General features: G+C 41.1%; 15 protein-coding genes. 11 read left to right on the plus strand and 4 right to left on the minus strand.

Features of this window, described 5'->3' with window-relative positions:
• The first annotated feature begins 58 nt into the window (after positions 1-58).
• Together I592_RS04635 and I592_RS04640 are read left to right on the plus strand one after the other, a co-directional pair.
• Entirely contained in the window at positions 59-1,237 is a 1,179-nt protein-coding gene (locus I592_RS04635; protein ID WP_010781377.1) for a class C sortase, read from the plus strand.
• Between the two features lie 40 nt (positions 1,238-1,277).
• A complete protein-coding gene (locus tag I592_RS04640; RefSeq protein ID WP_044926429.1) occupies positions 1,278-2,417 on the plus strand; it encodes a class C sortase in 1,140 nt (379 codons plus the stop codon).
• Positions 2,418-2,451: 34 nt separating this feature from the next.
• Here the strand turns inward: I592_RS04640 and I592_RS04645 are convergent, their stop codons facing one another.
• Together I592_RS04645 and I592_RS04650 are read right to left on the minus strand one after the other, a co-directional pair.
• On the minus strand, positions 2,452-3,102 hold the full coding sequence (locus I592_RS04645) for a DsbA family protein (RefSeq protein WP_010781375.1): 651 nt from the start codon (positions 3,100-3,102) through the stop codon (positions 2,452-2,454).
• On the minus strand, positions 3,099-3,707 hold the full coding sequence (locus I592_RS04650) for a CYTH domain-containing protein (protein WP_010781374.1): 609 nt from the start codon (positions 3,705-3,707) through the stop codon (positions 3,099-3,101). Before I592_RS04650 ends, I592_RS04645 begins: the two co-directional genes overlap by 4 nt.
• Positions 3,708-3,912: 205 nt before the next feature.
• Here I592_RS04650 and yjbM point away from each other — a divergent pair, with 205 nt between their 5' ends.
• From yjbM to I592_RS04675, 5 genes are all read left to right on the plus strand, one after another.
• The gene (gene yjbM, locus I592_RS04655; protein WP_010781373.1) at positions 3,913-4,578 is read left to right on the plus strand and encodes a GTP diphosphokinase; all 666 of its coding nucleotides are present in this window, start codon (positions 3,913-3,915) and stop codon (positions 4,576-4,578) included.
• Positions 4,550-5,353, plus strand: a complete 804-nt coding sequence (locus I592_RS04660) for an NAD kinase (RefSeq protein ID WP_010781372.1) — start codon at positions 4,550-4,552, stop codon at positions 5,351-5,353. Before yjbM ends, I592_RS04660 begins: the two co-directional genes overlap by 29 nt.
• Before the next feature lie 4 nt (positions 5,354-5,357).
• Positions 5,358-6,251 (plus strand): RluA family pseudouridine synthase, encoded by an 894-nt coding sequence (locus tag I592_RS04665; RefSeq protein ID WP_010781371.1) that lies wholly within the window; start codon positions 5,358-5,360, stop codon positions 6,249-6,251.
• Between the two features lie 126 nt (positions 6,252-6,377).
• A complete protein-coding gene (gene mgtE, locus I592_RS04670; RefSeq protein WP_010781370.1) occupies positions 6,378-7,748 on the plus strand; it encodes a magnesium transporter in 1,371 nt (456 codons plus the stop codon).
• A gap of 39 nt (positions 7,749-7,787) precedes the next feature.
• The gene (locus I592_RS04675; RefSeq protein ID WP_010781369.1) at positions 7,788-8,228 is read left to right on the plus strand and encodes an NUDIX hydrolase; all 441 of its coding nucleotides are present in this window, start codon (positions 7,788-7,790) and stop codon (positions 8,226-8,228) included.
• A gap of 19 nt (positions 8,229-8,247) precedes the next feature.
• Here the strand turns inward: I592_RS04675 and I592_RS04680 are convergent, their stop codons facing one another.
• Positions 8,248-9,048 carry a MurR/RpiR family transcriptional regulator gene (locus I592_RS04680; RefSeq protein ID WP_010781368.1) on the minus strand — a complete coding sequence of 267 codons (801 nt, stop codon included), beginning with the start codon at positions 9,046-9,048 and terminating at the stop codon, positions 8,248-8,250.
• A 177-nt stretch (positions 9,049-9,225) separates the two neighbouring features.
• On the opposite strand from I592_RS04680, the gene I592_RS04685 reads away from it, so the two are divergent.
• Entirely contained in the window at positions 9,226-10,674 is a 1,449-nt protein-coding gene (locus I592_RS04685) for a glycoside hydrolase family 1 protein (RefSeq protein WP_010781367.1), read from the plus strand.
• 52 nt (positions 10,675-10,726) lie between these two features.
• Here the strand turns inward: I592_RS04685 and I592_RS04690 are convergent, their stop codons facing one another.
• Positions 10,727-11,362, minus strand: a complete 636-nt coding sequence (locus I592_RS04690) for a copper homeostasis protein CutC (RefSeq protein WP_044926431.1) — start codon at positions 11,360-11,362, stop codon at positions 10,727-10,729.
• A gap of 206 nt (positions 11,363-11,568) precedes the next feature.
• Between I592_RS04690 and I592_RS04695 the strand changes: the two genes are divergently transcribed.
• From I592_RS04695 to I592_RS04705, 3 genes are all read left to right on the plus strand, one after another.
• Entirely contained in the window at positions 11,569-12,396 is an 828-nt protein-coding gene (locus I592_RS04695; RefSeq protein ID WP_010781365.1) for a methyltransferase domain-containing protein, read from the plus strand.
• Between the two features lie 431 nt (positions 12,397-12,827).
• Entirely contained in the window at positions 12,828-13,334 is a 507-nt protein-coding gene (gene trmL / locus I592_RS04700) for a tRNA (uridine(34)/cytosine(34)/5-carboxymethylaminomethyluridine(34)-2'-O)-methyltransferase TrmL (RefSeq protein ID WP_010781364.1), read from the plus strand.
• Between the two features lie 27 nt (positions 13,335-13,361).
• Complete coding sequence (locus I592_RS04705; protein WP_010781363.1) at positions 13,362-14,018, plus strand: histidine phosphatase family protein; 657 nt, start codon at positions 13,362-13,364, stop codon at positions 14,016-14,018.
• Positions 14,019-14,247 lie beyond the last annotated feature (229 nt).

The raw sequence follows: 14,247 nt of genomic DNA on the forward strand, positions 1-14,247 counted from the left end.
TTTCTCTTTTGATAATAATTATGAGAAAATTAGCATAAGTATAGGGGGGTGGGTAAAGATGAGCAAACCAAATAAAAGAGACAAAATCGATTTGTTTTTAAAGCTATCGATTGCCGTCATGTTTATTGCGGGTTTTCTGATTTTTATGTACCCATTCGTCGTTGATTCTATCAACAACTATGTAGATCAGCAGCGTTTGGAAGCCGTGCAGGAAAAGATGGAGTCGCGTTCTGAGTCGGATAAGAAAAAGCGTCTTGAAAGACTTGAAAAAGAAAATAAGAAGTTAAAAACCATTATTCCTGGTGCTGGCAGCTTTGATGATCCATTTGAGTCTTCGTTGCGAGGAACGAAAAGCCCTAAAAAAGAATACTATGAAAAGCATATGATCGGCGCGGTATTTATTCCGAAAATACAAGTTAGTTTGCCTGTATACGATGAAACCAATGATTTCCTATTGGATAAGGGCGCAACTGTTTTACAAGGAACGTCTTTTCCTGTTGGTGGGAAAGGAACACATTCAGTGATAACGGGTCATACAGGCTTGCCAGAGAAAAAGCTTTTTACCGACCTGGAGCTGTTGAAAAAGAAAGACCGTTTTTTCTTACATATTGAAGGAAAGAAACGCGCTTATCAGGTTGATCGCATCAAGAAAGTAAAACCTGATAATTATGCGGCACTTAAAATAGAGTTGGATCGAGATTTAGTGACGTTGTTGACCTGTACACCTTATGGGGTAAATAGCCATCGATTGCTCGTTACAGGCCATCGAGTAGCCTACCCAGTAGAGGCTGCAAAAAAAATCAAAGAGACTGAATCCTACCACCGGCAACGAGTCTATTATCTTGTAGCAGGATGCTTGTTCTTTGCAGCGCTTTTTGGCTATTTTGTCTGGCGTAAGATCATCCTTTATCAATCGAAGAAGTGCGAGTATACCTTTGTCTTTTATCTCTATAAAAATGGCGAACCTTTACCGGGGGTTCGAGCGTTACTGACGCAAAAACGAGACGTTGTTCGGATAGATGGCCGCCTTGTCCACACAGTCAGTGATGCCTATGGAAAGGTTGAATTCAAGCAAATCCCTGGTGGTGTTTACCGAGCAGAGACCGAGAATGGCTTAAGTGTGAAAGGGAAAGTATGGCGATTGAAGGACAAGAAATTCAAAATTCTCAAGCATCGCGGATACAAGAATATCAAACAGAAAATCAGACATTTTATTATTGAAAGCAAGGTGAACTAGCGTGAAAGGCGCACCTAAAAAAAAGAGTCCGAAGAGACAAATGGTCAGCAAGATTTTTATGATACTGATTTTCTTAGTCGGGTTGTTAGTAATGACGTATCCTTTTTATATCAATGCGGTGAATGATTTTATCGATCAAAAGCGGATGGAAGAAGTTCAACGAAAAAATCGAGAACAAAATATAGAACAAGTACGTAAAGCGAAAGAACGAATGAAGCAACGCAATGAAGAGCTGAAAAAAAACGGGCTAGTTCCTAAAGCACCGCCTTTTACAAACAGCAATGAACGGAAAATCGTAGGGGATGCTTACATTCGCAAACACCTAATTGGTGCGATCAGTATTCCGGCGATCGAGATCACGTTGCCGCTATTTGACACAACAAATGAGAAGCTGCTGCAAGAGGGAGCCACTGTTTTGCAGGGAACCTCCTATCCAACAGGAGGGGCAGACACTCATTCCGTCATTTCTGCTCATAGCGGATTGCCAGAAAAAAAACTATTTACCGATTTGGAAGATGTGAAAATTGGAGAAGTCTTTGTCATTGACCTTTTTGATGATAAATTAGCTTATGAAGTAGAAAAAATAGATATCGTCGAACCTTCAGACACCTCCGTAATTACGATTGAACCTGGACGTGACATCGCTACATTGCTTACCTGTACACCTTACATGATCAACAGTCACCGACTTTTAGTTACGGGACATCGCGTCCCCTATACAAAGAAAATGGCGCAAGCAATAAAAAAGGCTGACGACACACGAAAATTAAAAGAATTGTTGGTATTGATTGGCGTTGCATTGACCGTTTTACTTTTACTTTTTGGAATATATCGTGCGGTTCATAGCTATCTTTTGCGGAGCAGGCGTTTCAATTTGACTATTCTTCGAATGGATCAAGAAGGAAATCCTTTAACTGGAAAAGAATTCGCTTTATATACAAAGAACGGAAAGCAATCGATTCAACGAGAAGGCCTTCCATTCATGGCGACAACAAATGAGGAAGGGCGCGCCCGATTTGAAAATATTCCGGGTGGTGTATATGTTGTCAAAGAGAGTGACATGGTCGGATTCAAGGCTGGAATCAAGAATTTAAGACAAGATCGTATTACTCTCTATCTAAATAAGCAGCAAAAGAAGTATATTTTCACAAAAGACAATGCGGTGTATCTAAAAAAATAAAGCGTCATTGCCAATCTCGGCAATGACGCTTTTATTAAATCAACGATAAATGATGGTCAATATCTGGAGAGTGTCTCATGGGTGCATGTTTACTCTCGATTTCTAAGAAAGCAAGCAGCGCTTCCTTCGTGTTATATGTATCTAAAATATGGTGGATCGCGTCACAACCTTCAATGCGAATCCCGGCATCACAGTTACTTCCGTAATTGTAGATAACCGCAGAAGGGTGAGAGGTGATTTCCATTTCATGGGCGATTTGCTGATCTGTCAGGAAAGATTCTTGCACAAAAGCAGAGTGTCGATCCTCTAAAAACATTTCTAAGTCTCCGCCCACTTTCGTGAACAATTGAATGGCTAATTTTTTCGAGTAGGGTTGTTTCTGTTCACCGACAGCCTTTTGCAGTTCAATCAAAAAGTCCCGCCCGCGTTTTTTTCCTTGAAGATGCGCCGCTTTTACATCTAAAGCAGCAGAATGTATCTCTTGAGATAATTCTGTTCGTAACTGAATATCTTTTTCAGAGCCGCCGATTCGCTGCATGAATTCTGAAACAGTATTTAGATTCATGATGGGAACCAAACGTAATTGAATTTTCATATCGTATTTGTTGATCAAATCAATAATTCGTTGTTCAATTGACAAACATTTTTTTCCAATTGGATTCACAAACAAATAAATCTCAATCACTGAAGTCCCTCCATCTCTTTATGTTGTTCTTGCAATGCCGTCACTGCTCGAACAATCTTATTTTGTGTGTGGCGATAGGGTAGATCATGACGCTTGAGGAGCTGTTTAAAATCGAGTTCTTCAAAAGTTGAATCAGGTACTTCAAGTTCTAATTCAAAATCATGCTGATTACTGTACCAGCTTTCATCTAAAGCCAGTTTTCCTTCTGGGATCATAAACTCTGCCCTCTTTGTGACTAATTTCCCAATAAGGTGCACGTCTTGTAATCGAATCTTTAAATCCTTTAGCCAATCAGAAATCTCGTTTGCCTCAGGTGTGAATTGCTCACTTTCCATGGCGTTGTCAACTTCTGATAGCGACAAGGGATCAGTGACCTCTAATAGCCCGATCGGTTGGGGAACCTTTAATGTCGCTTCTGCACGATCTGAGAAACGCCTGATTCTTAAACCCATACCATGTTGCTTTAATTGGAAATCAACTGTATCGAAATAAAGATTCGTTTGTGTGACAAATTGGTTATCCGTAACACGATAGAAACGTAACAAGTGCTCGTATTCAGTTTTTGTTAACATACTTTTGAATTCGATTTCAATCTCTTTGCTCAATCTTATTTTACTCCTGATTTCAGAATATTCCTAATATAAGTCATCCTCACATAGAATAACCTGATTAGTCAAACGATTAGAATCAAATACATGAAAATGTTAGTATTTTGTAATATTTGTCAAAAGACAAAAATGTGGCAATTCTTTCTATTGAAAGTTTATGATAAGATAGGTAAGGAACGGAAAGAGAAGCGGGGGATACACGATGGAGAGAGACTGGGATACATTTCTAGCGCCCTATGAATTGGCAGTTGCTGAACTAAAGATAAAATTACGGGGATTACGTAAACAGTACCGAACGAGCGGGGGGCATGTTCCGATCGAGTTTGTTACTGGACGAGTAAAACCATTAGAAAGTATTATCAACAAAGCAGAGCTTCGGGGAATCCCCATGAATCGTTTAGAAGAAGAGATGTCTGATATGGCAGGGATGCGTATCATGTGTCAGTTTGTTGAAGACATCCCTTTAGTTGTAGAAATATTGCGACGACGCAACGATATGAGGATCATACAGGAGCGAGATTACATCACGAACCGAAAGGCGAGCGGGTACCGTTCCTATCATTTGGTTATCGAATATCCGGTACAGATGTTAGAAGGGGAAAAGAAACTGTTAGCTGAAATTCAAATCCGAACATTATCTATGAACTTTTGGGCGACGATCGAACATTCAATGAATTATAAATATAAAGGACAGATTCCTGAGGATATTCAAAAACGCTTATTCCGAGCAGCAGAAGCCGCCTATCAATTGGATGAAGAAATGTCCAGTATTCGCGGAGAGATTCAAGAAGCTCAGCATTTATTCAATCGTAAGGAACAGAAAAAGGAAGTGAGACGACATGAGTCTACGGATCGGAATCATCCATAATCAAGAAGAAAAATCGATTCAAGTATTGCAGCGTTTGCGCAAGTTATTAGCAGAAAAGGATGATTTAGAAATCGTGGATCGTAATCCCGAGTTAGTGATCACCATTGGCGGAGACGGGACTTTGTTGTCCGCGTTTCATCGATACAACCATCGCCTGGATGAAGTACGCTTTCTTGGCGTACATACTGGACATTTGGGATTTTATACAGATTGGCGTGACTATGAGCTGACGGAGCTTGTAAACAGCTTGAGCGCCGAACAAGGAAAAAGTGTCAGCTACCCTCTTTTAGACGTTGTGTTAACAACGAACGAAGGGGAGCAAAAACATTTTTTGGCCTTGAATGAGTCCACGATTCGTAAAGGCAGCCGCACGATGGTAGCAGATGTCTATATTAAGGAAGAGTTGTTTGAGCGTTTTCGAGGAGACGGGTTGGCAATCTCTACTCCGACCGGTTCGACTGCTTATAATAAGAGTGTTGGGGGAGCAGTGGTTCATCCTAGCATCAACGCGATGCAATTGGCGGAGATCGCTTCATTGAATAATCGTGTTTTTCGAACGCTCGGTTCGCCTAGTATTATTGGGTCTCACGAGTGGATCGACGTACGGCTAAAGAGCAATGAATACCATTCGATCACGATTGATCAACTGGATATCAACAGAAAAGACATCACATCGATCAAATATAAGATTGCTGAAGAGCGGATTCATTTTGCTTCCTATCGGCATATGCATTTTTGGCATCGCGTGAAAGATGCCTTTATTCGAGAGGATTAATTAAGTGGAATTTAATTGGACTTATCAAGAGCAGACTCCTTTGCTCGTAAGAACTTTTTTAAAGCATCAAGGAATATCGAAAAAATTATTGGCAAAAATCAAATTTCAAGGTGGGAAAATTTTAGTGAACAGGGCAGAACAAAACGTCTTGTTTTCTTTAAAAGCCCATGATATTGTAACAGTTGTGATTCCAGATGAAGCGCCTCATGAAACCTTATTGGCGGACGATGTGCCGATTGACATTGTTTTTGAAGATGAGCATTTATTGGTTATTAACAAGCCAGCAGGGATCGCCTCGATTCCAGCACAGTATCATCCAAGAGGAACAATGGCGAATCGGGTGAAAGCTTATTATGTGGCGCAAGGGTATGCCAATCAGGTCGTTCATGTCGTTACGCGATTAGACAGAGATACATCTGGTTTGATGTTGTTTGCGAAACACGGCTTTGCTCATTCAAAATTGGATCAAAGCTTGCAACAGAAGCAATTTGTTAAAAAATACCAAGCCTTGGTTTCTGGAGAAGTGGCCTCCCTACGAGATCATGGCACCATTTCTTTACCAATCGGCCGTGACTTGTCTTCGTTGTTAAAGCGGCAAGTGATCGAGACAGGACAGAAAGCTGAAACTGAGTATTGGCTAGAAAAACGAAACCAACGGTGTGCTTTAGTAGATATTCAACTGCATACGGGAAGAACACATCAGATTCGAGTTCATTTTTCGGCGATCGACTGCCCGTTGCTAGGAGACGACCTTTACGGAGGAGCTATGGATCAGGGAATTGACCGTCAAGCTCTGCATTGCTATTCACTATCGTTCCCGCATCCCTTCGATGCAAAACGATTGTCCTTTGAATTGCCTTTAGCAGAAGATATGGCCGATATAGCAAAAAAACGATAGTACGATGCGCGATGCCAGGCAAAAGCACTATTAGATTACGAGGTAAGTGGTCAGTATTGCTTTTCATGAGAATACATGATCGAGAACCAAGAAAATGAGTACATAACTACGAGGTAGGTGAGATTGATGGATGAAAACCAAGAAGAGCTAGAGATACATTTCCAACAATTACGGGAGGAACTGAGCCAGAGTGAGCTGCAGGCATTTCGTGATCATTTTTTGGAGATGCATTTTTATGACCAGGGACAATTTTATCAATCTTTGACCGAGAAGGAAAGACAACAGGTCTATTCCTACTTATCACCGAAAGAATTGGCGGATATGTTTGACGTCATTGAGGAAGACGACGACCATGTGGATGATTATTTAAATGAAATGCGTCCGCAATATGCTGCGGACATGCTGTCAGAAATGTATACCGATAATGCAGTGGATTTACTGAATGAACTAGATAAGAAGCCAGTCGCGAAATATCTAAGTTTGATGGATTCAGAACACGCTAACGAGATTCGAGAATTGCTTCACTATGAAGATGACACTGCGGGCTCATTGATGACGACAGAATTCGTTTCGATCGTCGCTAATCAAACGGTTCGCTCTGCGATGTATGTATTAAAGAGAGAGGCGCAAATTGCTGAAACGATTTATTATACGTACGTGGTCAATGATGACAATCAATTGGTAGGCGTTATTTCGCTCCGCGATCTGATCGTGAATGACGACGATACGATGATTTCTGATGTAATGAGTGAACGTGTGATTTCCGTGCATGTAGGAGATGATCAGGAGGATGTGGCGCAAACCTTCCGTGATTACGACTTTCTTGCGTTGCCTGTAACAGATTACGAGGATCACTTATTAGGGATCGTAACAGTCGATGATATCATTGACGTAATCGATGATGAAGCGGCGAGTGATTACTCCGGACTTGCGGGGGTCAATGTCGAAGAGGTTGATGAAAATCCAGTTAAGGCGGCTTCGAGACGCTTGCCTTGGTTGATTACACTGTTGTTCCTCGGGATGACGACCGCGACCCTTATCAATCATTACGAAGCGTTGGTCAGTAAAGCAAGTATTTTGGCAGTTTTCATCTCACTGATCACCGGGACTGCTGGAAACGCGGGCACCCAGTCTCTTGCTGTGGCTGTGAGGCGCTTGGCGATCTCGGATGACAAGGAGAAAAATTTCGGCAAGCTCGTGGTTGGTGAAATTCTAACAGGGTTAGTGACGGGGCTTGTCACAGGGGTAACGATCTTTATTATCGTCGGGATATGGAAGCATAATTTTATTCTAGGATTTGTCATCGGAACAGCGATGATGGCGGCTATTACAGTAGCGAATTTGGCTGGCAGTTGGATTCCAATGATCATGGAAAGATTAGGATTTGACCCGGCTGTAGCAAGCGGGCCCTTTATTACAACGCTGAGTGATTTGACGAGTGTTTTGATTTATTTTAATATTGCTAGTCTCTTTATGGAACGATTTATTGGAAGTTAATGATTCAAAAAGACATATGCTGAAAGTAGTGAGAAAATTTTGAAAAAAGCTTATGCCATAATTATTCGCAACGGATTGATTTTACTCGTCCGTCGGCCAGGGATGCCCGTGTGGGATTTGCCTGGAGGGAATCTTTTACCCAATGAAAGTGAACGGGAAGGAATGCAGCGGTTGGTCAAGGAGCTGCTTTCTTTTGACAGTACCATCGAGGATTTGATTGGTATTTATACAAAAGAATATAGTGACGAAATCACCTATGTTTACAAAGTACAAGAGAAAATCTCTCAAAGTAAAATGGACTCACAGGATTACATAGCCTACAATTTTTTTGATCTTCAGAATTTGCCGTTGAACATTTATCCAGAACGTCATCGTCAGATAAAAGATTATAAAGGCGGCAATTATCCGGTACGTCTACGTTTTAAAGTCAATAAATGGGTGTTCAAACTCACCAGTTTTATCAAAGAAAAAAAGAAATGATCCGTCTGTTTTAGACCGATCATTTCTTTTTTTCGTTTAAGGCGGCGTACCGTCGAACAAGGAAATCACCAAAAAATTCCAACGGATAATTGCCGATCTGTACATAATTTGTGTTGGTCACGTTGATCACTTCGTCAAAAAGATTGGTGATTAAATTTTGCGTGTGTTGTGTTATCAAAACGGAATAAGCCGGTCCTTTGCTAATTTGTGTAATCCACTCAACATGAGACGTTAGAATGGTTCCGTAAGAAGAAAGGACGAGAATAACGGTCTGTTCATCTGCCTCACGAATGGCTTTTTCCTGCAGGTCTGTCGTTTCAGGAACATGCGTCAATTTGTTAGAAGCGATAAATCCGGTCTGCATCGTTCGTGCAAGCTCTAAAGTGGTCGTGTAGCCGATCAGAACGACTTTCTTTGCTTGCTGAATTTTCTCAAGTAGCTGATCGACAGAGGGATAGTCGATTTTTCCAAGCACGTCTTGGAGAGCTTTTGTGATCTCCGCAGCATAATTACCTAAGAACAAGTCTGGCTGCTCCTGCAATTGTTGAAAGTCGGTCTCCCTCATCCGCAAGTAATTGTAGCTTTTCATTTGCTGGTTGGTATTTAACAGCTCGCGCAGATCCCCAAATGAAGGGATATTGAAGGCTTGGCAAAAGCGCGTCAAGGTTGCAGGCGAAACGAAGCAGCGTTCGGCGATTTGCGAGATCGTCAATGTTTGAACCTCTGTTTGATGCGTCAGCAAATAGGTAATAATTTTTGCATAGGTTTTATCTGAATCGTGTCTATTTAAATAATCGAAAAAATCGTAGGTCGTGAACATCATAAGACTCCTTAAGTTAAGTAATCCAGGCGCAGCGAGTCGTCATTTTCATACATATGAAAATGAACGAAGAAAAAGAAAATGGCCGCTCGAAGATGGAATTAAAGCGATACCATTATGTGCTACACTGATGGAGTAATCATAATTATACACTATTCGTTTAGAGAGGATGACACGATGGAAAAATTTCCTAAAAACTTTTTATGGGGTGGAGCGGTCGCTGCCAATCAATGGGAAGGGGCTTTCCTAGAAGATGGAAAAGGCTGGTCTACTGCCGACACCGCAGTTTATACAAAAAATCCTGATAAAGTTAATCTTCCGTTGCTACAACCAATGACGACTGAAAAAGTAAAAGATATTATGGATGATAAAGTCGGTATCTACCCGAAACGGTTTGGGATCGACTCGTATCATCGATACAAAGAAGACATTGCCTTATTCGCGGAAATGGGCTTTAAAACCTTCCGATTGTCCATTTCTTGGCCGAGAATCTTTCCGAATGGTGATGAATCACAACCCAATGAAGCGGGATTGGCTTTCTATGATGCGCTTTTTGATGAATGTCTGAACTATGGAATTGAACCGTTGGTCACGATATCTCATTATGAATTTCCATTAGGATTGTCCTTCAAACAAAACGGATGGGAGAGTCGTGAGACGATCGCTGCCTTTGTACGGTATGCCGAGGTCTTATTCAATCGTTATAAGGATAAAGTCAAATACTGGCTGACTTTCAATGAAATCAACATTATTGGAATGACTGGCTACTTAAGTGGCGGCTTATTGGCGGATAAAACGGATAATATGCTCCAAGCCCAATTCCAAGCGGCACATCATCAATTTGTTGCCAGTGCATTGGCTGTTAAGGCCTGTCACGAGATTATTCCAGACGCACAGATCGGGTGTATGCTGGCTAGGCAAGAGGCTTATCCTGAAACATCCAATCCCTTAGATGTTATGGAAAGTGTTGAGTCAGATCATATCAATTTGTTTTATTCAGATGTTCAAATTCGAGGGTACTACCCACGATACATGGATAAATTCTTCCGTGATCGTAAAATTGAGATCAAAAAAGAGGCCGAGGATGATGAAATCTTAAAACAAGGAACGGTGGACTTCATGTCCTTTAGCTATTACATGAGCAGTATCGCGTCTCATGAACAGGCTGGGGAGAAAACAGTTGGAAATCTTTTGGGATCGAAAAAGAATCCTTATCTTGCTGCAAGTGACTGGGGTTGGCAGATCGATCCTGTTGGGTTGCGGGTGACATTGCATAAATTGTACGATCGTTATCAAATTCCGTTATTTGTGGTAGAAAATGGTTTGGGTGCGAAGGACGTTGTTACTGAGGATGGTAAGATCCATGATGACTATCGCATCGATTATTTAAGAGATCATATCGCAGAAATGGCTAAAGCAATAGATGAGGGTGTCGAACTCATGGGCTACACGCCGTGGGGCTGTATTGATTTGATCAGCGCCAGTACAAGCGAAATGTCCAAACGCTATGGCTTTATCTATGTGGATCAAGACGATGAAGGGAACGGAACGCTGAAACGTTTGAAGAAAGATTCTTTCTATTGGTATCAAGAAGTAATTGCTACAAATGGAGAATCTTTAGAATAAAGAGAAAGACCTGTTGCAGCCACTCAAATGGTTGCAACAGGTCTTATATTGTTTAGAAATCCACGATCTTCGTCCCGTGAGCCTCATTCACGCCTAACGCAGCGGTTATTTTATCTGCATTGCCTGAGTGAATACCACCGCCGGGCAAAATAATAAGACGTCCTGCAGCATAATCGACTAATTCTTTCAAATGTGGAAGGTTTTCTTCGATAGACGTTGATAGCGGTCCGCCATGAGTCAAGATGCGGTCAATGCCTAATTGAGCAAACCAATCGATCGTTTTAAATTGTTCTTCCTTCGATAAGGCATCAAAAGCCATATGGAACGTTGTCAGTAATCCTTCGCTATTGCCCAAAAGCATCTCTAAAGCTTCTTCATCAACCTCATTTTTTTCTGTCAAACAACCAAAAACGACACCATCTGTTCCAGCGTTCTTTGCATGAATCAAATCGTTCTCCATGATTTTTAATTCAATATCGTTGTATACGAAATTTCCACCACGGGGGCGGATCATTGTCATAACAGGCACTTGTTTTTCACCTGCGTACAAGAGCGCTTCTTCGATTACCCCCATACTAGGGGTTGTTCCGCCAACAGCTAAATTGTCGCATAGTTCGATACGTCCAGCACCTGCATGGATTGCTTTAGGAATATCAGTATAGTTTTCAGCACAAAATTCTTTAATCAACATCGTATCCTCCTGGTTATCTTCAAATTGAAAAGCGGATGATTCCGACGTATAGTGTAGCACATCTTGACGATAGTAGGAATAGATGAACTATGCTATGATGAGAGAGCGAAAGGGAAACCCTGTGTTCACGTTGTTTGGAAAGATAGCTGCGGGAGTAATCATTGGATTTTCCTTTGAAAAATTAGCAAAAAAGCAGGTGTAAAATGCTTAAAAAAATTGATCGAGGGGCGTTGTTTTTAGAGAAGCAGGCTGAGTTGTTTCGTTGCCCAAAATGCCATCAGGAAATGACTAAACAAGAAAAGGGATTGCGCTGCGTTAACGGTCATCGCTTTGATCTATCAAAAAAAGGAACGCTTTATTTTTTAGATCATCAAATCAAAACAGAGTATGATCAGGAAATGTTCGCTCCCAGAGGACGAATGATTCGTTCCGGTATGTATCAGCCAGTGATCGAAAAAATCTCGGCATTAATGGAAACCGGCAGCCTTCTGGATGTTGGCTGCGGTGAAGGCAGTTTTTTACAACAAATTAATGAAATAAAGAAAACGCCCGTGAGTGTCGGGTTCGATATTGCTAAAGAGGGGATTTATCTTGCCAGTAACCAATCCATTGAAACGTTTTGGTGTGTGGCGGATTTGACCAATTTGCCCTTCGCGAATGATTCGTTCGATACGATCCTGAACATTTTTTCTCCGTCTCAGTATCGAGAGTTCAAACGTGTGATGAAGCCAGGCGGCAGTGTGATCAAAGTGGTTCCGCAATCGGGGTATTTAAAAGAGCTTCGAGCGGTCTATCACCCAGATGGCGAACCTTACTCAAATGAAGCGGTCATTCAACGTTTCACAGAGGAGCTTTCAATTGACTACCGGGAACGTGTGACGTATGAATTTGACATACCTGAAAAAAATCGTCTGGATCTGTTAGAGATGTCGCCATTGGAATGGCAGGTTTCTGATGCAGTAAAAGCTGATTTAGCAAGAGATCCGCTAAAGAGAATAACCGTTGATATCGAATTATTAAAAGGACATTAGAGAAATCGTTTTCATTCAAATTACTGAAAAGAGAAGGTTGCATTTGTGACTTCGTGATGTTATAGTACAAACAAGTTGTTTTTCATTGGTTTTTATCAGGTTCCTGTTCTGATAAAAGTTAGTGAAAAGTGCTTCACTAACGTAGCGACTCGCCGTGCTAGACACCGAGTTGGTACGTTTTTTTTTTTGCGAATTCCCCTTCGCGTCTTTAGCGCGAGCAGTGGAATTGTATGCGTACGAAAATCGATTCATTTTTCTGGTCTTTGGGAAATGATTTCTTTGCTTGTGAGCCAGATACGAATCCAGCTTTTCACAAATTTTCTAATGTATGAGATAGAGGAGTTTGATTTCATACGTTTCTTTTTTAGATGGACTGAGCACCTAATAACTTTTAAGAAAATAAATACTAACTTAGATCGAGGGAAATCACTATGACAAACCATATTGTATTATTTGAACCACAGATTCCCGCAAATACAGGGAACATCGCGCGGACATGCGCAGCAACGAATTCGCCATTGCATTTGATCGAACCTTTAGGCTTTTCTACGAATGATAAGCATTTGAAGCGGGCGGGATTGGATTATTGGAATGATGTGAACATCACTTATCATAAAGATCTTGCGGCCTTTTTAGCTTTCGTAGGGGAACAGCCCTTACATTTGATCACAAAATTTGCCAATTCGACGTATTCAGAAATCGATTATACTGACGATGCGGATCACTTTTTCATGTTTGGAAAAGAGACCACTGGATTGCCGGAGACCTTCATGCGAGACAACGAAGATAAATGCTTGCGTATTCCGATGAATGACGAACATGTTCGTTCGCTGAATCTTTCCAATACTGTCGCTTTAGTAGTCTATGAAGCCTTGCGTCAACAAGATTTTCCTAAGTTGGAATTGACGCATCATTATGAAAACGATAAGTTAGATTAGATACTACGGACATAGAAAGGGATTTTTATGAAACTATATTTTACTCGTCATGGAAAAACACGTTGGAATCAAGAGAAACGATTTCAGGGGATGATGGGGGATTCCCCACTATTACCTGAAAGTTTAGAAGCGATTCAAGCATTAGGAAAAGAATTAAAAGACATTCCTTTTGAAAAAATATATACAAGCACACTAAAGCGTGCGTATTTAACAGCCGAGGGGATCAACAAACAACTGGTGCACCCTGCTGAGATCGTGCGTTCAGATGATTTACGAGAACTTGGCTTAGGCTCATTAGAGGGACAGCTGATTCCGGTCATTCAAGAGCGTTACCCTAAAGACATGGTCAATTTGCGCCACCATTTAGAAGCTTATGATCCAACGCCATTTAATGGAGAGAAAATTGAGGATATGCTAAAACGAATCAATGATTTAGTGGAAAAAGCAGTGAGTGAAGCCGAAGAAGGCCCACTTCTTTTTGTTGGTCATGGCGCTGCATTGACTGCGGCCATCCAAGCGTTGACAGGAAAATCATTAAGTGAACTACGAGAAATGGGCGGCTTGTACAACAATAGTTTGACGATTTTAGAAGCAAAGGACATTAAACCACCCTATCAAATGATTCAGTGGAATAACGTTGATTTCTTGGAGGGTACGGGATCAAAACCCGATTCATTGCTTTAAAAAGAAGAACGCCAATTCAACGAAAACGACTAGTTGAATGATAAGCGGCATTCGAACCAGGGATTTTTTAAGAAAATCCTTCATTACTACGAATAAGGATGTCAGTTCAACTTTTCGCAGTTTGACAAGAATGATTGCCTTAAAAAAGTTGGGTAGATCTTCGATTGGAGCGTTTAGTTGAATGATAAGCGGCATTCGAACCAGGGATTTTTTAAGAAAAATCCTTCAT

Origin of the sequence: Enterococcus gilvus ATCC BAA-350, assembly GCF_000407545.1 — a bacterium.
GTDB lineage: Bacteria > Bacillota > Bacilli > Lactobacillales > Enterococcaceae > Enterococcus_A > Enterococcus_A gilvus.